This window comes from Zobellella iuensis, from assembly GCF_016746085.1.
GTDB lineage: Bacteria > Pseudomonadota > Gammaproteobacteria > Enterobacterales > Aeromonadaceae > Oceanimonas > Oceanimonas iuensis.
This window is the reverse complement of record NZ_JAERTZ010000025.1, coordinates 1-20,809: the sequence shown is the minus strand read 5'-3', so window position 1 is coordinate 20,809 and position 20,809 is coordinate 1. Positions and strand designations below refer to the sequence as shown.

Below are 20,809 nucleotides of genomic sequence, written 5' to 3'. Positions count from 1 at the left end.
TTGTCCCGTTAATGTTCCTGCTGCAGATGCTGTGGAATGGTCAGGCGCAGCGTGGTTCCGGCCTTTGAAGCGCTTTCCACGATGACCGAGCCCTTGAGCACATTTTTCACCAAGTTAAACACTATATGCAGGCCGAGGCCAGAGCCCCCCTGTCCCATCTTGGTGGTATAGAAGGGGTCGAATGCCTTGCCGAGGCTCACCGGGTCCATGCCCTGGCCGTCATCGGTCACCGAAATGGCGATCTGGCCGCCTTCCTGCCGGGCGCTGATCCGGATGTAGCCGCTGTCCCGGCCCTCAAAACCATGCACCAAGGCATTGCTGATGGCGTTAACGATGATCTGGCCGATGGGGCCGGGGTAGCTGGTCATGGTGATATCGGGGGGCACCGCCACCTCAATATGATAGCCGGACTTTTTGGTTCTGGGCCTGAAGGTGTACACCACTTCATCGATCACTTCTTTCAAATCGAAGCGGCGGTGCTGCATGCTGGTCTGATCCACCGCCACCTGCTTGAAACTGCCGATCTGGCGTATCGCCATGGCCAGGCTGGACTCGGCGATGTGCAGCCCTTCCTGCAGCTCGGCCATAAAGCCGTCCAGGGTCGAGCGCTTCAGGCTGCCGGCGGCAATGGCGGCGGCCATTTCCTGCTGCTTCAGGGCCAGGGCACTGAGCACCGTCAGGCTGTTGCCGATGGGGGTGTTGATCTCGTGGGCAATGCCGGCCACCAGGCTGCCGAGGGCGGCCAGTTTTTCCGACTGGATCAATAAATTCTGGGCATCCTTGAGGTTGGCCAGCGCCTGCTCGGCTTCGTCCTTGGCCTCCGACAGGGCCTGCTCGGTGCGGACTTGCAGGGCACTGGTCCTGTTGTATTCATCGATAAGCAGGCCCAGCTCGTCGTTGGACGACCAGTCGACCGGCACGCGCTGCCCGCTTGACTGGTATTGGCGCAAAGACTCGGACACCTGGTGCAGCGGGCGCAGTATGGTCCAGCGGAAGATCAGGGTGGTGGCCACCACCAGGCTGGCGAACAGCAGCACCAGCAGCACCAGCAGGCCCTGGGCACTGTCGAGCAGGGTGCGTTTCAGGCTGCGGTCGGTATCCAGCTGGTACAGCGACACCTCGGCGATATGCCGCATCCCCTGGGGGGAGGCGTAAACAACCGGGCTGCTGAAGCGGGTATAGCCGTCGGCGGCGTTGTCGCACTTGCCGAGCCGGACCGGAGGGGTCTGTACCACCACGCCGGAGCTGTGGATCAGCTCCACGCAGTGGATATCCGTTTCGTCGAGGGAAGCGCGCAGGATGTTTTCGGTGACCGAGTGGGAAAGCTGCCACACCGGCTCGGCCAGCAGCCGGGCCAGGTTGTCGGTGCGGTGCCGGGTGAAGGTCTGCTCACGCTCTTTTTCCTGACTTAGCTCATGCCAGGAAAAAAGCGCCGTCACCGCCAGCGTGACCATAAGCAGCACCGGGATCACCCGCAGCAGGAAGGCGTGGGTCAGCGAACGGTAGCGATGGGGCGCCACGGGCTTGTCCTAACGCGCCGACTGCCGCTGCCATTCGGCGGCGGCCCGTTCCAGGTGCTGTGCCATTTTTCCTGCCTGGGCCAACTGCTCCAGGGCGGCCGACAGCCTGGCTTTCAGCGCCGCGCTGTTGCAGGCCGAGGCCTTGGAAAAGGTCAGGTACAGGGGCTGGTGGGTCACGCCCCGGGGCAGGGGGCTTAGGTTGTCGACGCCCAGCATCTCGGCATAGGCCTTGCCCGGATTATCCTCGTAGATCAGATAGTCGGCCCGCCGCTGGGAGACCATCATCATGCCCTGCTCCAGGCTGCCGACCTGCTCGATGTTCAGGTGCTCCCGGGCGAAGAGATCAAACTCCTGGCCGAAGCTGTTGTAGATGACCGTCACCCCCGCATGGGGGATCAAATCGTGCCATTGGTTGAACTCGAAGCCGTTGTCCTTGTGGGTCCAGATGGCGGTGCGGGTATGCACCAGGGCGGGATGCAGATAATCCATCCATTCGCTGCGGGCCCGGGTAAGAAAGGCGCCGGCAATCATGTCCACCTGGCCGGCGGCTACTTCCTCCTGGGTGCGGCCCCAGGGGCCGCTGTCGAGCAGGCGGATCTCGACGCCGGTCAGTCCGGCCAGATCCTCCAGCAAATAGCTGACCGCACCGGTGAGGTGTCCGGGGTTGTTTGAATCTCTCCAGAGATAGGGCGGATATTCCGCGTTGCCGCTGGCGCCGAGGCGGCGGCATTCTCCCGCATGCAGGGGGCTCGCCAGGCCGGCGGCCAGCATCAGGCCGGCGATCAGGGTGCCGATGACCCGCTGTTTCCTGCTCATCTTGTGGTTTGTCTCCGTATCGTGCCGGGGATGCCGTGCTCTGCTCCGTAAGCCTAAGGGATCGGGCGGCGCAAGACAGTGATAAAACTCACGGGAGCCTGCTGTTTGCCGACTTTTTGCTCAGTTTCGGCCGTCGTTATAAGGCTGCAGCGGCCCGGTTTGGTGTTATAATCCGCGCTCCCCCGGATCCACCCCAATGCAGAACGTTGTTGAACAGGAGTAGTCATGCAAGCAAAAGTTGCCGTCATCATGGGCTCTAAGAGTGACTGGCCCACCATGCAGGGCGCTGCGGAAATCATGGATAAGCTGCAGGTCGCCTATACCGTGGAAGTGGTGTCGGCCCACCGTACCCCCGACAAGCTGATGGAATTCGGCGAGCAGGCCGTGGCCCGCGGCTATGAGGTGATCATCGCCGGTGCCGGCGGCGCCGCCCACCTGCCGGGCATGGTGGCGGCCAAGACCCGCCTGCCGGTGCTGGGTGTGCCGGTGCAGAGCAAGGCCCTGAGCGGGCTCGACAGCCTGTTGTCCATAGTACAGATGCCCAAGGGCATCGCCGTGGGTACCCTGGCCATCGGCGCCGCCGGTGCCTTCAACGCCGGCCTGATGGCCTGCCAGATCCTGGCCAACAACGACGCCGCCCTGGCCGCACGGCTGGAGGCTTTCCGCACCGAGCAGACCGAGGCGGTGCTGAGCCAGCCGGATCCGCGGGAGGAAGCATGAGCCGTATCTGGGTTCTGGGCGCCGGCCAGCTCGGCCAGATGCTGAAACATGCGGGCATGCCGCTCGACCTCGAGGTGTGCCCGGTGGACATAGAGTCGGAAGAGACCTTTCCGCTGAAGCCCCACGAACAGGTGACCGCCGAGCGCGAACAGTGGCCGGAAACCGCCGCCACCCGCCAGTTGGCGAGCCACCCGGGCTTCGTCAACCTGCAGACCTTCCCCATACTGGCGGATCGCTTCACCCAGAAGTCGCTTATCGACAAGCTGGAGCTGGCCACCGCGCCCTGGCGCTTGGTGGAAGCGGACACCACCGCCGAAGGGCTGCACCAGGCCCTGGGCGAGCGGGTGCTGCTCAAGCGCCGCACCGGCGGCTACGACGGCCGCGGCCAGCACTGGCTGCGCGAGCCGGGACGGGATGCCATTCCCGATGACTGGCACACCCTGGCCATCGCCGAGCAGGCCATCGACTTCGACGAGGAAGTGTCCATCGTCGGCATGCGCGGCGACGACGGCCAGTGCCATTTCTATCCGCTCACCCTCAACCTGCATGTCAACGGCATCCTGCTGGGCTCGGTGTCGCCCCTGGCGCGGCTGGCCCATCTGCAGGCCGAAGCCGAGGGCATGCTGGGCAAGCTGATGAACGATCTGGACTACGTGGGCGTGATGGCCATGGAGTGCTTCCGGGTGGGCGATCACCTGCTGATCAACGAGCTCGCGCCCCGGGTGCACAACAGCGGCCACTGGACCCAGGCCGGCGCCAGCGTCAGCCAGTTCGAGGCGCACCTGCGCGCCGTTGCCGGCCTGCCCCTGGTCAAGCCGCGGGTGAAGAACCTGAGCGTCATGGTCAACCTGGTGGGCACCGAGCGGGACAACGGCTGGCTGGCGGTGGACGGCGCCGAGCTGTACTGGTACGGCAAGGAAGTGCGCCCCGGCCGCAAGGTGGGGCACATCAACTTCTGCCTCGACAGCCAGGCCGAGACCCGTTCGGCCCTGGACCGGCTGGAGCCCCTGCTGCCCGCCAATTACGGCCCGGTGCTGGACTGGCTGCGCAGCCAGCTCGACTGAGCCCAAAGCCCCGCTCCGGCGGGGCTTTTTCGTATGGCGATCCTGGCAATGGAGCTACGGCCGCTCCCGGTGTCACTCGGCAGCCCAAGGGGCGGATGTCTTCGACCGAACCCCCGCGCCGGAGGCGGCCATTTGAGAATGCCTCTTTTTTGCTTTGCTCCGTTCCGGCCGGCTGCTAAGGTAGCGCCATCGCAATCTGGAGTGAAATGATGGACGCACTGGAACTGTTACTGAACCGCCATTCCTGCCCCCGCCTGGCCGAGCCGGCCCCGGCGGGCGAGCAACTGGACACCATTTTCAAGGCCGGGCTGCGTGCCCCGGATCATGCGGCGCTGACGCCCTGGGAGTTTATCGTCTTTACCGGTGAGCAGCGCGACCGGCTGGGAGACATTCTCGCCTCGGCCGCCGAGGCCAGGGGCGAGGCACCCGAGGCGGTGGACAAGGCCCGCAACGCTCCCCTGCGCGCGCCCATGGTGATTGCCGTGGCCGCCAAGGTACAACCCCACGACAAGGTGCCCGAACTGGAGCAGCAACTGTCCGCCGGCTGCGCCCTGATGGCGATGCAGATGGCGGCCCAGGCCCAGGGCTTCAACGGCATCTGGCGCTCCGGCTGGTTTATCTTCGATCGTTCCGTTCACAGCCGGCTCGGCCTGGGCGGGCAGGATCAACTGGTGGGCTTTTTGTACCTGGGCACCCCCCTGGTGGAAGTGCGCAAGCTGCCGGAGCGGGATCCGGCCCGGTTCGTGCGCCATTTCGGCCAGCAGTAAGGGGCAGGGGCGACTCAGCCCCGACCGCCGTCTTGCCCGCGAAGGCGGGCATCCAGGGCAGAGGGCTCAGCCCCTTCCTTTTTGCTCCAGCAGGGCCAGCGCCTCGCTGGTATTGAGGTTGAAAAAGGCCTCGGCCTCGTCGCTGAAGTCCACCGGCACCAGCTGGTGGCGTTCATACCACAGTTGCAGCTTGCGGTCGCCGCCATCCAGGTAGTTGCACAGGGAAGGCAGCAGCGACTGGTGCAGCAGGGCGGTGGCGGCGTGCAGCTGGGTGCCGTCGTCCACCACCGCTATCTGATCGTGGCGCTGCACGGCGCCGCACAGCCGCCTGGCCAGGTCGCGCGGCACCAGGGGGCTGTCGCAGGGCACGAACAGCACCCACTCGCTCGGCGCATGGGTCAGCCCGGCCTCGAACCCGGCCAGGGGGCCCACATAGCCGTAGCCGTCGTCCCGCACCACCGGCGCCAGCTTGCGGTATTCGCCCAGGTTGCGGTTGGCGTTGATCAATACTTCTCCCACCTGGGGCTTGAGCCGTTCCAGCACGTGGATTACCAAGGGCTTGCCCCACAGCGGCAGCAACCCCTTGTCGGCACCGTTCATGCGGCGCCCTTCGCCTCCGGCAAGAATAACGGCGGTAATCTCTTTCGGATCCAGCATACAGTTTCCAACTATGACGGCTTTCTTTATTAATATTAACCGCTTAACCCTGCCAAGAGCAGGGGTTGCGTCAAACAAATGGCATTTTTATGTTGCTTGCCCTTAACGACGCCTGCTCCTAACATGGGGGCCCGACAAAAAGATAACCGGCGAGTCAATGCCGAGGTCCCGGCCCCTGCGGGCCTGGCTGCCTTTGGTTTTCCGGTATCGGCACCTGCTAAGGCCATGATAATGACAATAAAAAATCTGCCCGGCGGCCCCTTCCGCGGTCGTCCCCTCGTTGCCGCCCTCGCCATCGCGGCGCTGATGCTGGCGGCCGCCAACCTGCGCGGCGGCCTGGTGGTGGTGGGCCCCCTGGTGGTGGAAATCCGCGAGGCGCTGGGCATCAGCGCCAGTGCCTTCAGCCTGCTCACCACGCTGCCGCTGATCTGCTTCGGTATCGTGTCCATTTGCGTACCCTGGCTGACCCGGCGCTGGGCACCCCAGCATCTGGCCATTGCCGGCCTGCTGGTGATCAGCGCCGGCGTCGCCTTGCGGCTGCCGGAGCAATTCCCCTTGGTGATCCTCGGCACCCTGCTGCTGGGCTCGGCCATCGCCGTGCTCAACGTGCTGATCCCCGGCCTGGTCAAGTCCTTCTTTCCACACCAGGTGGGGCTGATGACCGGCCTCTACTCGGTGACCCTCAGCCTGGGGGCGGGCCTGGGCGTGTACCTGGCGGTGCCGATGATGGAGCACTTCGGCAGCTGGCGCTATCCGGTGGCGCTGTGGGCGCTGCTGCCCCTGTTCTGCCTGCTGTTCTGGTTGCCCATGCTCCGGGTGCAAGGGGTGGGCCGGCCCAGCAATCCGGTGCGGGTCAGCCTGTGGCGGGACAAAATGGCCTGGGCCATCACCCTCTACATGGGGTTGCAGTCCTTCTACTTCTATTCCATGGCCACCTGGCTGCCCAAGATCCTGCTGGAAAGCGGCCTGGACGCCCACCAGGCCGGCACCGCCACCGCCCTGATCAACCTGGTGAGCATCCCCTTCAACCTGTTCGTGCCCATACTGGCGGCCAAGATGCGCAGCCAGCGCCTGCTGGTGCTGGGGATTTTCGCCGCCTCCTTCACCGGGGTGGCCGGCCTGTGGTGGCAACCGGCGGCGGCCCCCCTGTTGTGGGCCTCGCTTATCGGCATGGGTTGCGGCAGCTCGCTCAGTCTGGCGCTGTCGTTCTTCGTGCTGCGGGCCGCCAACACCGCCCAGGCCACGGCGCTTTCCGCCATGGCCCAGAGCATCGGCTACCTGCTGGCGGCCCTGGGGCCCTTCTCCCTCGGTTTGCTGCGGGATATCAGCGGCGCCTGGCAGTGGGCCCTGGTCACCATGCTGGCGTTGCAATTCTTCCAGGCCTGCTTCGGCTGGGTTGCGGCCCGCCCGGCAACGGTGGTGCCGGACCAGGAGCGTTAGGCTTACTCCCTTGGGGGGATTCTGGCTGCAAAAGGGGCCAAGGGGGCAAGCGCCCGCCTATGCTTGGTTGCAGGCAGGGAGGAACCGCTATGAAACATGCATTGCTGCTGCCCCTGGGGCTGGTGTGGGTCGCCACCGAGGCCCAGGCGCTCACGCCCCCACCGCTGCAACTGGCGGGGCTGTATCAACAACAGGACACGGCCCTCTACCGGGTGAGCGAAAAGCTCGACGGGGTGCGCGCCTACTGGAACGGCCGCGAGCTGCTGTCCCGCGGCGGCCACCGCTTCTCGGCGCCGGACTGGTTCCTGGCCGGCTTTCCCGCCACCCCGCTCGACGGCGAGCTGTGGCTGGGACGGGGCCGCTTCAACGACGTGTCCGCCGCCGTGCGCCGTTTCACGCCCATCGAGGATGAATGGCGCCAGCTGCGCTTTATGGTGTTCGACCTGCCGGCGAGCGAGCTGCCCTTCGAGGCGCGGCTCTCGGCACTGCAGGCCCTGTTCGCCACCCTTTCCTCGGCCCACCTCGAGCTGGTGGAGCAGCGACTGGTGCCGGACCGGGCTGCGCTGGCGGCCTGGCTGGCGGAAGTGGAAGCCGGCGGCGGGGAGGGGCTGATGCTGCGCCACCGCCAAAGCCGTTACCTGCCGGGGCGCAACGAGGATTTGCTCAAGCTCACCCGCCGGCAGGACGCCGAGGCGGTGGTGCTGGCGCACCTGCCCGGCCAGGGCAAATATGCAGGCATGCTGGGGGCGCTGCTGGTGGAAACCCCGGACGGCCGGCGCTTCCGGCTGGGCACCGGCTTCAGCGACGAGCAGCGCCGCCGGCCGCCGGCACCGGGCAGCACCGTCAGCTACCGCCACCGGGGCGAAACCGCCACCGGCCTGCCCCGCTTTGCCAGCTTCCTGCGGGTGAGAAACGATGAGCCCGGGCCGCCTTAGGCTGCCGGCATGGTCGGAGATCCTTGCTGTCACTCCCATGAAGGCGGGAGTCCAGTGCTGGCGGCCATGGACCTCCGCCTGCGCGGAGGTGACGACGATTAAACAGCCATGCCGAAGAGCAAGGTCTGACGTTCTTTGACCGGTCCGTGCCCAAACGTCGACGCGGCCGAACTGGTGTCTCTCCTTGCCCGGGGGTAAGGTAGGGGGCAACGCCACCGAACCGAGGAACCGCACCTTGTGCCTTATCGCCTTTTCCTGGCAGCCGGGAGGCCGACGCCCGCTGCTGCTGCTTGCCAACCGTGACGAATTCTACGACCGACCCACGGCCCCGGCCCAGTGGTGGCCGGATCATCCCCATATCTGGGGCGGGCGGGATCTGCAGGCGGGCGGCAGCTGGCTGGGGCTGACGCGCGGCGGCCGCTTCGCCGCCATCACCAACCACAGGGACGGCCGGGCCGCGCCCCTGGCGGCGGCCCGCTCCCGGGGCGAGCTGGTGGCGGATTTTCTGGCCGGCAGCCTGAGCCCGCAGGACTATATGGCGGGGGTGATGGCCCGGCGCCATGGCTACCAGGGCTTCAACCTGCTGGTGGGGGATCTGATCGGCGGGGAACTCTGGTACGGCGGCAACCGCGAAGGCGCCGACGCCCGCCCGCTGGCGCCCGGGCTTTATGGCCTGTCCAACGCCGTGCTGGACAGCCCCTGGCCCAAGGTGGAGCGGCTGAAGCAGGGCTTGGCGGCCCTTGCCACGGATCATAGCGAAGCCGAGGCCCTGGCCCTGCTGGGCGACAAGGGGAGGGCGGCGGACGAGGCTTTGCCGGACACCGGCATCAGCCGCGAGTGGGAGCGGGCGCTGTCGGCGGTGTTTATCGTGCACCCCGGCTACGGCACCCGGGCCCAGACCCTGGTGAGCCTGGCGGCCGACGGCAGCCTGAGCGTGGTGGAGCTGGGCTTCAACGACGAGCGCCAGGGGCGGGCACTGCAGCCTGACAGGGTGCGCCGGCTGCAATTGTCGCTCCGAAAGAAAGCCGAGCCGGCCTCCGGGCAGGTGGTGGGCTTACCCTAGGGTCCATGTCAAAGGGCCTTTCTGCCCGCGCCCAGCACCAGCATGCATGGGGTGAGCAGCAGGGTCAGCAGGGTGGCGAAGCTCAGGCCGCCGGCGATGGCGCTGGAAAGCTGGGTCCACCACTGGGTCGAAGGCGCGCCTATGCCCAGGCTGGGAGCGAGCAGGTCCACGTTCACCCCCAGCACCATGGGCATCAGCCCCAGCACCGTGGTAACGGCGGTCAGCAGCACCGGACGCAGCCGCAGGCAGCCGGTTTCCAGCGCCGCCTCGAAGGGCGCCAAGCCCTCGCCGCGCAGCTGGTTGTAGGTATCGATCAAGACGATATTGTTGTTCACCACTATGCCGGCCAGGGCGATGATGCCCATGCCCACCATGACGATGCCGAAGGACTGGCCGTTGAGCAGCAGCCCCATCAGCACCCCGGCGGTGGAAAAGACGATGGCCGACAGCACCAGGGCGGTCTGGTACAGGCTGTTGAACTGGGTGACCAGGATCAGCGTCATCAGGAACACCGCCACCAGGAAGGCGGTGGTGAGGAATTGGGCCGCCTCGCGCTGATCCGCGTCCTCCCCCGCCACCACCAGGCCGACCCCGGCCGGCAGCTCGATGCCGCTGCCCGCCAGGGCCGCCAAGCGTTCGTCCAGCCGGAAGCCCTCGGCGATGTCCGCCTGTATGGTGATGGTGCGCCGCCCGTCCACCCGGTGCAGGGTGCCGATTTTGGGCGCCGGGCTCAGGGTCACGAAGTGGCTGAGCGGCACCTGGCCGCGCTGGGTGTTCAGGCTCAGGCGCGAGAACTGGTCGAGGGAGCGCCAGCTCTGGGGCAGCCGCACCCGGATGTCCACCTCGTCGGTGGCGTCCTCGGGGCGATAGCTGGCCAGCTTCAAGCCATTGGTCACCAGTTGTACCGCGTTGCCCACGCTCAGCACGTCGGCGCCCAGGCGGGCGGCGGCCTCCCGGTCGACCCGGATACGCCACTCTATGCCCGGCAGGGCGCGGTTGTCCTCGATGTCGGCAAAGCCGCCCAGGGCCAGCATGGCGGCGCGGATCCGCTCCGTGGCCTCGCTCAGGGCGCGCTCGTCGGTGCCCGATACCCGCAGCTCCACCGGCTTGCCCGCTCCCGGCCCCATCTGCTGCTCGCGAAACTCCAGCACCACGCCGGGAATGTCCCGGGTCAGCCCGGTCATGGTCTCCTTGATGGCGCTGGCCGGGCGGCGCCGGTGCCAGTCGGTGAACTGGAACTGCAGCACCCCGATCACATCGGTGCCCATCTGGCCGTCGGCCATGGCGAAGCTGCGGGCGTAGAGCGCCTTCACCTCGGTCAGCCCCTGCAGGCGCCGCTCCACCTCGCGCAGTATGGCGTCCTTCTCGTATACCGACAGATCGCCCCGGGCGCGCACCTGCAACTGGGCGCTGTCCGGCTCGATATCGGGGAAGAACTCCACCCCGTGGTTGAAGCGGGCGTAGGCGGCGTACATCAGCGCGATGATGGCCAGGGTGCCGGCCAGGGTCAGCCCGGGCCGGCGCAGCAGCCGGCTCAGCACGGCCCGGTACAGTTCGAGCCCGGGCACGGTTACCGGCCGGGTATAGCGGGGCCTGTGCCGGCTCACGCCGCCCATGGTGGGCAGGAACACCAGCGCCATGGCCAGGGAGGCCAGCAGGCAGATGATAACGGTGGCGGGCAGGTACTTCATGAATTCCCCCACCACCCCGGGCCAGAACAGCAGCGGCACGAACACCGCCAGGGTGGTGGCGGTGGAAGCGATCACCGGCCAGCTCATGCGGTGGGCGGCGTTCACCCAGGCATCCGCCGGGGGCTGGCCGTCATGCAGGTTGCGGTCGGCCAGCTCCGACACCACGATGGCGCCGTCCACCAGCATGCCGGCCACCAGGATCAGCGAGAACAGCACTATGATGTTCATGGTGAAGCCGATGGCCCAGATCACCAGGATGCCGGCGAGAAAGGCGCCGGGAATGGTCAGGCCCACCATCACCGCCGAGCGCAGGCCCATGGTGGCGACGATCAGGATAAGCACCAGCACCACGGCGGTGAGCACGTTGTTGAGCAGGTCCGACAGCATGGTTTCTATCTGGATCGACTGATCCATGATGTAGTGGACTTCCACCCCCTCCGGCAGCAGCGGGCCCGCCTGCTCCAGCAGCGCCTTGACCTGGGCGATGGTGTTGATGATGTTGGCCCCGGCGCGCTTGCTCACCTCCAGCACCACCCCGGGCTCGCCGTTGATGCGGGCGAAGCCGGCGGGATCCTTGAAGTCGCGGCGGATAACGGCCACGTCGCCGAAGGTGACCACCCGGTCGCCCTCCACCTTGATGGGCAGGCCGAGCACGTCGTCCAGGTCCTCTATCACCCCCGGTACCTTCACCGCCAGCCGGCCGGCGCCGGTGTCCAGGCTGCCGGCGGCCACCAGCCGGTTGTTGCGCGACACCAGGTTGAACAGCTGGCTGTAGTCGATGCCGTAGCTGTCGAGCACCTGGGGATCGACCAGGATTTCCAGCACGTCTTCCCGGTCGCCGCCGATGTCCACCTCCAGCACCTCGGGAATGCCTTCTATCTCCTCCTTCAGGCGGCGGGCGAGGATCACCAGCTCCGCCTCGGACAAAGGCCCCGACAGCGCCACCGACAGCACCGGGAACAGCGCCACGTTGATCTCGTGCACCACCGGCTCGTCCGCCTCGTCCGGCAGCTTGCTGCGCGCCGAATCCACCTTTTCGCGCACCTCCTGCAGTGCCTGTTTGGGATCGAAGCCGGCGTCGAACTCCAGCATCACGGAGGCGTGGCCCTCGCCGGCGGTGGAGCTCATCTTCTTGATGCCCACCAGGGTACGCAGCTCCTGCTCCATGGGCCGCACCAGCAGCCGCTCGGCGTCTTCCGGGCTGATGCCTTCGAGCCCCATGGACACGTACATCATGGGAATGGTCACGTCCGGGTTGGCTTCCTTGGGGATAGCCTGGTAGGCGCCGTAGCCGCCGAGCAGCAGGAAGACAAACGCCATCAGGGTGGCGCGGCTGCGCTCCACCGCCGCCTGGATCAGCGCCCTCATGCCGCCGGCTCCCGCTCGGCTACCCTTACCTCGTCCCCTTCCACCGCAAACCCGGCGCCCCGGCTGATGAGGCGCACCCGCGCCGGCAGGCCCTCCACCCAGGCCTGCTCCGGGGTGATGGCGAGCAGGGTCACCGGCATAAAGCGTACCCGGTTGTGATCGTCCAGCGCCCGGATGCCGGGCCGGCCCCGTTCATCCAGGGCCAGCAGGGCCGGCGACAGCCGATGGCCGGGCCGGGCCGGCAGCGCTATCCGCAGGCCGGCGCTGGCCCCGGCTACCCGCCACTGTTGCGGGTTGCCGAGCCGGGCCTCCAGGGCGTAGCTGCGGGTTTGGGAATCGGCACTGCGGGCCACAAAGGTAAGCTCGCCCTCGAGCTCCCGGCCATCGAGCAGCACCGCCGTCACCGGCAGGCCGGGCCGCAGCTGTGCCACCTGTTGCTGGGGCACCTGAGCCGTCAGCTTGAGTGAGGCAACGTCCACCAGGGTCAGCAGCGGATCTCCCGCCTGCACGAAGTCGCCCAGCTCCACCGGCAGGGCGTCGACGCTGCCGGCAAAGGGCGCCGTGACGCGGGTGTGATCCAGCGCCAGCCGGGCCGCCTCCAGGCCGGCGCGGGCGGCGGCGGCGGCGGCCTTCAGGCCCAGGTAGTCGGTTTCGGACACCAGATTGTTGCGGCGCAGGCGCTCGGCCGCCGCCACTTCCGCCTGGCGCAGCGCCAGCTCGGCCTGGGCCCTGGCCAGGTTGGCGCGGCGCTCGTCCTCGCTCAGGGCGAGCAGGGTGTCGCCCTCCGCCACCGCCTGCCCCAGTTGCGGCAGGGTGGTGACGGCGGCACCGAGCCGGGCGCGCAGCACCACCTGGCGGTGGGGCAGCAACTGGCCCTGGAGCAGGATATGGGGCTGGTAGGGCTCGGCCTCGAGCCAGGTCACCTCGACGCTGGGCCCGGCAACCGCAACGGGCGCCTGTGGTTGTGGCGCCTCGGCCCTGGCCCGGTACAGCTCGCCCCGCCACAGCCAGAACAAGGCCAGGGCCAGCACCAGCAGCCACCAACCCCATTTTTTATGCCGTTCACACCACTGGCCGATATTGCCTGCCGTCATCTTGCCGATTTCCGTGCCGAATAGAGTGGATACTCAGCATAACAACTTCGCCAAGGGGACAACAGCGGGCAGGATCAAAGATGGGAGCGTCGTCCCGCACGCATGGCATTCGAAACGACGCAAGAGGATGGGATCAGAGGCTGATACGGGTGCCCAGCACCTGGAGGAAGGCCGCCAGCCAGGCGGGATGGGCGGGCCAGGCCGGGGCCGTGACCAGGTTGCCGTCCACATGGGCCTGATCCACCGGGATGTCCACCCAGTCGCCGCCGGCCAGGGCGATGTCCGGCCCCACCGCCGGATAGGCGGAGCAGCCCTTGCCCTTGACCACGCCGGCGGCCACCAGCAACTGGGCGCCGTGGCAGATGGCGGCGATGGGCTTGCCGGCATCCCCGAAGTGGCGCACCATCTCCAGCACCCGCGGGTTGAGGCGGATGTATTCCGGCGCCCGGCCGCCCGGCACCACCAGGGCATCGTAATCCGCTTCGTTGATGTCGGCGAAACTGGCGTTGAGGGTGAAGTTGTGGCCCGGCTTCTCGCTGTAGGTCTGAGCGCCCTCGAAGTCGTGAATGGCGGTACGGATCTGCTCGCCCGCCTGCTTGTCGGGGCAGACCGCGTCCACCCGGTGGCCCACCATCAGCAGCGCCTGGAAGGGTACCATCACCTCGTAGTCTTCCACATAGTCGCCCACCAGCATCAGAATGTTCTTCGCGCTCATCGTGCTCTCCTTGAAGAATCAAAAAAACCTTCTAAAGACTAGCAGAGCCGGCAGGGAGCAAGATGAAGAGTGGGTGACAAATCAGGCGGGAGTGTATTGGCCGCATACATTCGGCCCAACGGGCGCCGGGGTTCGGCCGCCGGCTACGCTGGGTCTACCGTAGGTCCGTTTCAATGGACCATCCCACCCACGGTGCCGGGGTTCGGTCGAATAAATTCGACCCTACGGTCGCCGGCTACGCCATGCCCGGTTGGCCGGCCAGCTTTTGCACCTGGCGGCGGAAGTCGCCGGCGGGCAGTTGCACGGTCAGCCCGCCCGGGGCCTGGAACACCGGCAAGCCGGGGCCGCTGAAGCGGGGCAGGGTAAGGGTTTCCTGGTAGCTGCCCTCGCCCTGCTGCTTTTGCCACACCACGTAGTCGCTCTCGCGGGTGCGGCTCTCTTCCACCGAGTTTTTCACGCCTTCCAGCAGGATGCGGGCGTCCTGGCGGGCGTTATCTGTAAATACGCCGACAGGTTAAGGCCCGGGTGCGATGCGGGGCAAAAGATAAGACACCGTTACCCTGGCTGCACCGGGGCGAAGGGAGGATAAAGAGGGCTGCTCCTCCGACCCGCTGCGCCGGGGATGGCGCCCTTTGGCAGACAGCTTACACCTTGGTGGAGTCTGATGCTCTGGGTTGTTCCGTAGCAAGGGCGGGTCCCGGGGACAAGGCCCCGGGATCAGGTTTAATCGAAGTAGGAGCAGCAGTAGTCCACCAGGCTGTGGACCTTGAGCTTGAAGATGGCGTTGGCGGGCACGTTGAAGGACTCGCCGCCCTTGATGCTCTGCCAGTCGTCGCTGCCCGGCAGCTGGACGTCCAGCTCGCCGTCGAGGATTTCCATCAGCTCGGCGGCGGCGGTGTCGAAGGTGTACTCGCCCGGCAGCATGATGCCGAGGGTCTTGCGGCTGCCGTCGGCGAATTTAACCACCCGGCTGGTCACCTTGCCGCCGTCGTAGACATTGGCCTTCTTGATCACGGTAACGTTGTCGAATTGAGACATGATACTTCCTGTATGTAATGGGAAAAAACGGCCTCTGGTTATAGCACAAAGGCCGGCGGCATAAACGGAATTTTTATGCCGGGAAGCGTCGCCCGGCCTGGGGGGGACTTCCTCCTTCATCCATAGATAAAATCTATATTGTCGACAATAAAATCAATTTCATTTGTGGCACTACCCTTCTTATGCTGGCCCCAGTCCGCGCGGGCCCGGCCCGCCATGCACTTCCTTAAACCAAGCGAGTAACGACGATGAACCAATATATCCTGGTGGGCGACGTGGGCGGCACCAATGCCCGGTTGGCCCTCTGTGAACGAGAGTCGGGCGCCCTGTCCGCCATCCGCAGCTATCCCACCACCGACTACCCCGGCCTGGAGCCGGTGATCCGGCATTATCTGGCCGAGCAGGGGCAGGCGGTGGCCGAGGCCTGTATCGCCATCGCCTGTCCGGTGCAGGGGGACGAGGTGGTGATGACCAACCACAGCTGGCGCTTTTCCATCGCCGCCATGCAGGCCGGCCTGGGGCTGGCGCGGCTCGAGGTGATCAACGACTTTACCGCCGTGTCCATGGCGATACCGGCGCTGGCGCCGGAAGACCGCTGCCAGTTCGGGGGCGGGGAGGCCCGGCCCGGCCATCCGGTGGCGGTGTACGGCGCCGGCACCGGCCTGGGGGTGGCCCACCTGGTGCCCTGCGGCGATACCTGGCTCAGCCTGCCCGGCGAGGGCGGCCATGTGGACCTGGCCCCGGGCAACGCCGAGGAAGAGGAACTGCTGCGGGTGCTGCGCCGGCGTTGGCCCCATGTGTCGGCGGAGCGATTGCTCTCCGGCAGCGGCCTGGTCAACCTTTACCAGGCCCTGGCCGAGCTGGCGGGCCGGGCGCCCGAGGCGCTGGCGCCCGGGCAGATCACCGAGCGTGCCCTCGGCGGCGACTGCGCGCTGTGCCGACGGACCCTGGCCCTGTTCTGCGAGCTGATGGGACGTTTCGGCGGCAACCTGGCGCTGAACCTGGGCACCTTCGGCGGCGTCTATATCGCCGGCGGCATAGTGCCGCGCTTCCTCGACTTTTTCCGCGACTCCGGCTTCCGGGCGGCGTTCGAGGACAAGGGCCGCTTCAGTGACTACCTGGCCGCCATTCCCGTTTTCCTCATTACCCACCCGCACCCGGGGCTGCTGGGAGCGGGGGCCTATCTGCGCCAGCAGCTGGGAATACGGCTCTAACGATAGGGGATATCGCCCGCGCAATCGATGCTTTGTATACCCGGAGTGATGGGGTAATATATACTCAATTTAAAGCGCTTTAATTTTTTGAGTGCCACATTACCGAGGAGTCAACATGAACCAAGCATCCATTGCCGCCGAACTGCTGGACGCCATGGGCGGGCCCGACAACCTGGCCCGGCTCTCTTATTGCGCCACCCGGCTGCGGGCGGATATCTTTGACGAGACCCGCTTCGACAAGGGGCGCATCGAGCGGCTGGCGCCGGTGGTCGCGGTGATCGAAGGCGGCGTGCTCGGGCAGCACAAGGCCTATCAGCTGGTGGTGGGAGCGGGGAAGGCCCAGCCCCTGTACCAGGCCCTGGTAGAGGCCGGCCGGCTCGAGCAGCGCGAAAAGAGCGGTTTGCTGAAAGGGCTGGGCCGGCGCCTGTTCGGCAGCCGGGGCTGAGCCCGGCCGGCGCGCTTGCCGCGCCGGTGCCGGACTCAGGCGCGGGGGCTGGGCCCGCAGGAGCGGCGTACGATCAGTTCCACCGGTACCACTGTCTGCAGGGACTGGGGAGCGGCACCGTCGAGCAGCGCCACTATCATCTCGGCCAGGGGCTGGCAGGCGTCCATAAAGGGCGAGCGGGTCACCGTGAGCGGCGGATCGAAATGGTCGGTGCGCAGGAAGGACACCACGTCGTCGTGGGCGATCACCGACAGTTCCCTGCCGATGGCGATACCCAGTTCCCCGGCGGCCCGGTAGACGCCCAGTGCCTGGGTGGCCGAGGCGCAGATAATGGCGCTCGGCGCGGGCTGCGCCGGCTCCCCCAGCCAGCTCAGGGCCTGCAAATAGCCGGCCTCGTCGGAGGTGTCGGTATTGACGCTCCAGGCATCGGGCGGCGTCAGGCCCTGCTGTTGCAGGCGGTCGTGAAAGGCGCGGGCCCGCTCGGCGGTAAAGGCCAGCCGGGCCGGGCCGTTGAGCAGGGCGATACGCCGGTGTCCCAGGGCGAGCAGCAGCTCGGTGGCCTGGTTGATGGCGTCGTAGTTGTCGATATCGTAGTAGGGATAGTCGACCTGGCCGGCCGAACGCCCGTGCATCACGAAGGGAAAGCCCTGTTCCTGCAGGAAGGCGACCCGTTCGTCTTCGAGCTCCGGGCTGTTGAGGATCAGGCCGTCCACTGCCCGGCCGGCCACGAAGCGCTTGAACGAGTCCAGCGCGTTGCCCTCTCGGGCCGAGTTGATCAGCAGATCGTAGCCCGCGTCGCCCAGGTGGCGGCTGATTTCGGCGATCATCTGCACGTATTCCGGGGCGTTCACCAGTTCGTCGCAGGACCTGAGCACTATGCCCACCATGCCGGACTTGCCGGTGGCCAGCTTGCGGGCGCCCAGGTTGGGCAGGTAGTTGAGCTGCTTGGATGCCTCGAGCACCCGGCGCCGGGTCTTTTCGTTGACCTCGGGATAGCCGTTCAGGGCCCGGCTCACCGTCGCCTGCGACAGTCCCAGATGTTCGGCCAGATCCTTTAACGTCACCACCGTCCTCTCCTCATGCTGTAAGCGCTTCAATTAAGTATGCCGTTACCGGCCGGTAACAACAGCACAATATCACCATTTTAACGGGATAGATCAACCAAAAGGCGGAGTAGGTCACAGATTTTGCATCGAGCAACGCGGCTGCCTTGCATTGATGATTTAAAGCGCTTTAATTTTGTGCCGGGTATCACCCCTTCTTCGGCCCCCGGGCCGCCACTTCCATCATCCATAGGGACTCGCAGATGAATCGTACCTTACTGGCCATGGCCCTGGGCGCCATCCTGGCCACGCCCGCCCTGGCGGACACCCAGCCCCGCACCCTGTTCGACAGCCCGCGCCACGACATCGAGGACGAGGTGTTCTACTTCGTGCTGCCGGACCGTTTCCATGACGGCAACCCGGACAACAACCAGGGCGACCCCAACGACCCCCATGCCTTCGGCGGCTATGATCCCACCGACAAGGGCATGTTCCACGGCGGCGACATCGCCGGCCTGCAGCAGAAGCTCGACTACCTGGAAGGGCTGGGGATCACCGCCATCTGGCTGACGCCCATCCTCAAGAACAAGGCGGTACAGGGCGACTCGGCCGGTTACCACGGCTACTGGACCCTGGACTTCACCCGCCTGGATCCCCATTTCGGCAACAACGAGGAAATGAAGGCCTTTATCGCCGCCGCCCATGAACGCGGCATCAAGGTATTCTTCGACATCATCGTCAACCACACCGCCGACGTGATCAAATACCGCGAATGCCACCAGGAAAACGGCGCCTACCTGCCCGGACTGAGCCGGTGCGACTACCGCGCCCGGGAGCGGGTGGCGGCCGGGGAGGGCTACACGCCCTTTATCCCGGCGGGAGAGGAAAACGCCAAGGTGCCGGCCTGGCTCAATGATCCCCGTTTTTACCACAACCAGGGCGACTCCAGTTTTTCCGGCGAGGACAGCCTCTACGGCGACTTCTTCGGGCTGGACGATCTGGATACCGGCAACCCCGAGGTGGTGGCCGGGCTGATCGACATCTTCACCGGGCTTATCGACGAGTGGCGGCCCGACGGCTTCCGCCTCGATACCGTCAAGCACGTGCATGCCGACTTCTGGCGGGCCTTCGCCCCGGCCGTGCTGAACCATGCCCGCGACAGCGCCGGTATCGCCCATTTCACCATGTTCGGCGAGGTGTTCAGCAGCGATCCGCGCGAGCTCAGCTTTTACACCCGCAGCGCCGGCCTTCCCACCGTGCTCGACTTCGGCTTCCAGGCCGCCGCCGCCGGGGCCCTGGTAGGCCAGGGCGGCGCCTCGGCCCTGACGGCCCTGTTCGAGCAGGATGACCGCTACAGCCATGCCGGCGGCTCCGCCAACCAGTTGCTGAACTTCCTTGGCAACCACGATATCGGCCGCTTCGGCCACTTCCTGCAGGCGAGCGGCGAGCAGGACGACGACCGGCTGCTGGCCCGCTACCGCCTGGCCAACGCCCTGCTGTTCTTCAGCCGGGGCGTGCCGGTGATCTACTACGGGGACGAGCAGGGCTTTACCGGCGAGGGCGGCGACAAGGATGCCCGCCAGAACATGTTCCCCTCCCGGGTGGCCAGCTACAATGCCGACCGGCTGATCGGCACCAGCGCCACCACCGCCGACGACAACTTCGATCCCACCCATCCCCTGTACCGGGATATCGCCGGCCTGAGCGCCCTGTACCGGGAGCATCCGGTGCTGCGCCGCGGCATCCAGCTGGCCCGCCCCAACAGCGATGACAGCAACAGGGTGCTGACCTTCTCGCGGGTGGATCTGGCCGAGGGGGTGGAGTACCTGCTGGCCTTCAACCTGGCCGACGAGGCCCTGAGCCTGACCCTGCCGGCGGCCGGCCACTACCGGCCGATAACGGGCGAGGCTGCGCCCCGGGAGCACCAGGGCGAACTGCAGCTGACCCTGGCGCCGTTGCAGTTCGCCATCCTCAAGGCCGAGGGCATAGCCCCTTCGCCGGTGGCGGAACCGGTGCTGAGCGGGGTGGCGCCGGGGGCCCGTACCTCGGGTCTGCTGGAGCTGGAGGTCACGGCCGAGGCCCTGGCCGGGCAGGCGCTGCCCCAGTACCAGGTGCGCTTCGAGGCCAGCCTCGACGGTGGCGACTTCGAGACCCTGGCGGTGGACCATAACGCCCCTTATCGCCTCTACTGGGATACCGGTGCACTGGCCGAGGGCACCGAGGTGACCCTGCGCGCCAGCCTGAGCAACCTGGTGGCGCCGCCGCGCCAGGCCGAGGTGTCCTTCATCCTGGACGGCCGTTCGCCCCGGCTCGAGCTGAGCTATGCCAATCCCCATGATCTGCCCGAGCTGCTGCTCTACGACGAGGCCGGCGGCATGACCCTGTTGCGGGACGCCGATGCCGCCACCCCCGGCTTCCAGGCCGCCTTCGACTGGGGTGAGGCCGCCCGCCGCACCCTGGTGTTCGCCCGCCTGGATCGGGAAGGGGGCGCCACCGTGCTGGAGCAGCCGCTGCTGCTGGAGCGGGAACGGGTGATGGCGGCGAGCCGGGAAGACGACGCGGGTGAACTGGTGGCGACGCTCCGGCTGGAGGACGAGTCCAGGCCCCTGCTCGAGCGGGTGGCGGAGCCCTTGGCCGCCGAGCTGCACTTCCGGGGCGGCGCCAACGACTGGGGACTGAGCCCGCTGGCGGCGGTGGCCCCGGGCAGCTATGCCGGCACAATCCGGGCCCGGGCCGGGGTGAGCGAGTTCAAGTTCGCCGACGCCAGCTGGGGCCTGCTCAACCTGGGCGCGCCGCTCACCGCCACCGGCCTGAACGCGGGCAGCAACCCGGGCAACCTGCGTTACCACTTCGCGCAAGACGGCGACTACCGGGTGACCCTGTGGCGGGCCCGGGATCCGGACGGGCGAGAATATTACCTGCCGCTGCTGGAGCCGGCGGCAGACTAACCAGAAAAAGGGCGCTTCGGCGCCCTTTTTCAATGGCGCCGAGGCTGCCGGGTTTGGTCGATACGGGCGGCGGGTTACACCAGGCCTGCCAAGGGTCCGTTTCAACGGACCAATCCCGCCACCGGCGCCGGGGTTCGGTCGAATAAATTCGACCCCTACAAATGGACGCCGGGTTGGCCGTAGATACTCTGTTTAAAATCAAGATTTCATGTGCTCTTCACTGAACAGCAAAGCGGAATCGAACGCCGTTTCAGTCTGCATGCAGGCCCAT

General features: G+C 66.7%; 18 protein-coding genes. 9 read left to right on the top strand and 9 right to left on the bottom strand.

Going from position 1 to position 20,809, the window contains the following annotated elements; translation table 11 throughout:
- Positions 1–8: 8 nt before the first annotated feature.
- Complete coding sequence (locus JKV55_RS20240; protein ID WP_202085177.1) at positions 9–1,520, bottom strand: sensor histidine kinase; 1,512 nt, start codon at positions 1,518–1,520, stop codon at positions 9–11.
- Positions 1,521–1,529: 9 nt separating this feature from the next.
- A complete protein-coding gene (locus JKV55_RS10935) occupies positions 1,530–2,336 on the bottom strand; it encodes a substrate-binding periplasmic protein (RefSeq protein ID WP_202085175.1) in 807 nt (268 codons plus the stop codon).
- Between the two features lie 225 nt (positions 2,337–2,561).
- Between JKV55_RS10935 and purE the strand changes: the two genes are divergently transcribed.
- From purE to JKV55_RS10920, 3 genes are all read left to right on the top strand, one after another.
- Positions 2,562–3,056, top strand: a complete 495-nt coding sequence (gene purE / locus JKV55_RS10930; protein WP_202085173.1) for a 5-(carboxyamino)imidazole ribonucleotide mutase — start codon at positions 2,562–2,564, stop codon at positions 3,054–3,056.
- Positions 3,053–4,120: a 5-(carboxyamino)imidazole ribonucleotide synthase gene (gene purK, locus JKV55_RS10925; protein WP_202085171.1), complete on the top strand. Its 1,068-nt coding sequence runs from the start codon at positions 3,053–3,055 to the stop codon at positions 4,118–4,120. The genes purE and purK overlap by 4 nt, the downstream gene beginning before the upstream one ends.
- A gap of 209 nt (positions 4,121–4,329) precedes the next feature.
- Complete coding sequence (locus JKV55_RS10920) at positions 4,330–4,887, top strand: NAD(P)H nitroreductase (protein WP_202085169.1); 558 nt, start codon at positions 4,330–4,332, stop codon at positions 4,885–4,887.
- A 66-nt stretch (positions 4,888–4,953) separates the two neighbouring features.
- On the opposite strand, the gene mobA is transcribed toward JKV55_RS10920, so the two are convergent.
- Positions 4,954–5,544, bottom strand: coding sequence for a molybdenum cofactor guanylyltransferase MobA (mobA, locus tag JKV55_RS10915; protein ID WP_202085167.1), 591 nt, complete (start codon positions 5,542–5,544; stop codon positions 4,954–4,956).
- A gap of 231 nt (positions 5,545–5,775) precedes the next feature.
- Between mobA and JKV55_RS10910 the strand changes: the two genes are divergently transcribed.
- The 3 genes from JKV55_RS10910 (at position 5,776) to JKV55_RS10900 (ending at position 8,982) form a co-directional block, all read left to right on the top strand.
- Positions 5,776–6,984 (top strand): CynX/NimT family MFS transporter, encoded by a 1,209-nt coding sequence (locus JKV55_RS10910; RefSeq protein ID WP_202085165.1) that lies wholly within the window; start codon positions 5,776–5,778, stop codon positions 6,982–6,984.
- An 89-nt stretch (positions 6,985–7,073) separates the two neighbouring features.
- The gene (locus JKV55_RS10905; RefSeq protein ID WP_202085163.1) at positions 7,074–7,919 is read left to right on the top strand and encodes a DNA ligase; all 846 of its coding nucleotides are present in this window, start codon (positions 7,074–7,076) and stop codon (positions 7,917–7,919) included.
- A 184-nt stretch (positions 7,920–8,103) separates the two neighbouring features.
- Positions 8,104–8,982 carry an NRDE family protein gene (locus tag JKV55_RS10900; protein ID WP_237332823.1) on the top strand — a complete coding sequence of 293 codons (879 nt, stop codon included), beginning with the start codon at positions 8,104–8,106 and terminating at the stop codon, positions 8,980–8,982.
- An 8-nt stretch (positions 8,983–8,990) separates the two neighbouring features.
- Here JKV55_RS10900 and JKV55_RS10895 read toward each other — a convergent pair whose 3' ends face one another.
- The 5 genes from JKV55_RS10895 to ppnP form a co-directional block, all read right to left on the bottom strand.
- A complete protein-coding gene (locus JKV55_RS10895; protein ID WP_202085161.1) occupies positions 8,991–12,041 on the bottom strand; it encodes an efflux RND transporter permease subunit in 3,051 nt (1,016 codons plus the stop codon).
- Complete coding sequence (locus tag JKV55_RS10890; RefSeq protein ID WP_202085159.1) at positions 12,038–13,135, bottom strand: efflux RND transporter periplasmic adaptor subunit; 1,098 nt, start codon at positions 13,133–13,135, stop codon at positions 12,038–12,040. Before JKV55_RS10890 ends, JKV55_RS10895 begins: the two co-directional genes overlap by 4 nt.
- A 133-nt stretch (positions 13,136–13,268) precedes the next feature.
- Positions 13,269–13,850: a DJ-1/PfpI family protein gene (locus tag JKV55_RS10885; protein WP_202085157.1), complete on the bottom strand. Its 582-nt coding sequence runs from the start codon at positions 13,848–13,850 to the stop codon at positions 13,269–13,271.
- A 235-nt stretch (positions 13,851–14,085) separates the two neighbouring features.
- A complete protein-coding gene (locus tag JKV55_RS10880) occupies positions 14,086–14,307 on the bottom strand; it encodes a hypothetical protein (RefSeq protein ID WP_202085156.1) in 222 nt (73 codons plus the stop codon).
- Between the two features lie 266 nt (positions 14,308–14,573).
- Entirely contained in the window at positions 14,574–14,888 is a 315-nt protein-coding gene (gene ppnP, locus JKV55_RS10875; RefSeq protein WP_202085154.1) for a pyrimidine/purine nucleoside phosphorylase, read from the bottom strand.
- Positions 14,889–15,136: 248 nt separating this feature from the next.
- On the opposite strand from ppnP, the gene glk reads away from it, so the two are divergent.
- Entirely contained in the window at positions 15,137–16,102 is a 966-nt protein-coding gene (gene glk / locus JKV55_RS10870) for a glucokinase (RefSeq protein WP_202085152.1), read from the top strand.
- A 115-nt stretch (positions 16,103–16,217) separates the two neighbouring features.
- Positions 16,218–16,547: a PTS transporter subunit EIIB gene (locus JKV55_RS10865; protein ID WP_202085150.1), complete on the top strand. Its 330-nt coding sequence runs from the start codon at positions 16,218–16,220 to the stop codon at positions 16,545–16,547.
- A gap of 35 nt (positions 16,548–16,582) precedes the next feature.
- On the opposite strand, the gene JKV55_RS10860 is transcribed toward JKV55_RS10865, so the two are convergent.
- Positions 16,583–17,614, bottom strand: coding sequence for a LacI family DNA-binding transcriptional regulator (locus JKV55_RS10860; RefSeq protein ID WP_202085148.1), 1,032 nt, complete (start codon positions 17,612–17,614; stop codon positions 16,583–16,585).
- A gap of 239 nt (positions 17,615–17,853) precedes the next feature.
- Between JKV55_RS10860 and JKV55_RS10855 the strand changes: the two genes are divergently transcribed.
- The gene (locus tag JKV55_RS10855; RefSeq protein ID WP_202085146.1) at positions 17,854–20,538 is read left to right on the top strand and encodes an alpha-amylase family glycosyl hydrolase; all 2,685 of its coding nucleotides are present in this window, start codon (positions 17,854–17,856) and stop codon (positions 20,536–20,538) included.
- Positions 20,539–20,809: the final 271 nt, after the last annotated feature.

Bases quoted from the DNA above. Each gene is read 5' to 3' on its own strand.
- JKV55_RS10935 (WP_202085175.1), bottom strand. From the start codon at position 2,336: ATGAGCAGGAAACAGCGGGTCATCGGCACCCTGATCGCCGGCCTGATG.
- purE (WP_202085173.1), top strand. From the start codon at position 2,562: ATGCAAGCAAAAGTTGCCGTCATCATGGGCTCTAAGAGTGACTGGCCC.
- purK (WP_202085171.1), top strand. From the start codon at position 3,053: ATGAGCCGTATCTGGGTTCTGGGCGCCGGCCAGCTCGGCCAGATGCTG.
- JKV55_RS10920 (WP_202085169.1), top strand. From the start codon at position 4,330: ATGGACGCACTGGAACTGTTACTGAACCGCCATTCCTGCCCCCGCCTG.
- mobA (WP_202085167.1), bottom strand. From the start codon at position 5,544: ATGCTGGATCCGAAAGAGATTACCGCCGTTATTCTTGCCGGAGGCGAA.
- JKV55_RS10910 (WP_202085165.1), top strand. From the start codon at position 5,776: ATGACAATAAAAAATCTGCCCGGCGGCCCCTTCCGCGGTCGTCCCCTC.
- JKV55_RS10905 (WP_202085163.1), top strand. From the start codon at position 7,074: ATGAAACATGCATTGCTGCTGCCCCTGGGGCTGGTGTGGGTCGCCACC.
- JKV55_RS10895 (WP_202085161.1), bottom strand. From the start codon at position 12,041: ATGAGGGCGCTGATCCAGGCGGCGGTGGAGCGCAGCCGCGCCACCCTG.
- JKV55_RS10890 (WP_202085159.1), bottom strand. From the start codon at position 13,135: ATGACGGCAGGCAATATCGGCCAGTGGTGTGAACGGCATAAAAAATGG.
- JKV55_RS10885 (WP_202085157.1), bottom strand. From the start codon at position 13,850: ATGAGCGCGAAGAACATTCTGATGCTGGTGGGCGACTATGTGGAAGAC.
- ppnP (WP_202085154.1), bottom strand. From the start codon at position 14,888: ATGTCTCAATTCGACAACGTTACCGTGATCAAGAAGGCCAATGTCTAC.
- glk (WP_202085152.1), top strand. From the start codon at position 15,137: ATGAACCAATATATCCTGGTGGGCGACGTGGGCGGCACCAATGCCCGG.
- JKV55_RS10865 (WP_202085150.1), top strand. From the start codon at position 16,218: ATGAACCAAGCATCCATTGCCGCCGAACTGCTGGACGCCATGGGCGGG.
- JKV55_RS10855 (WP_202085146.1), top strand. From the start codon at position 17,854: ATGAATCGTACCTTACTGGCCATGGCCCTGGGCGCCATCCTGGCCACG.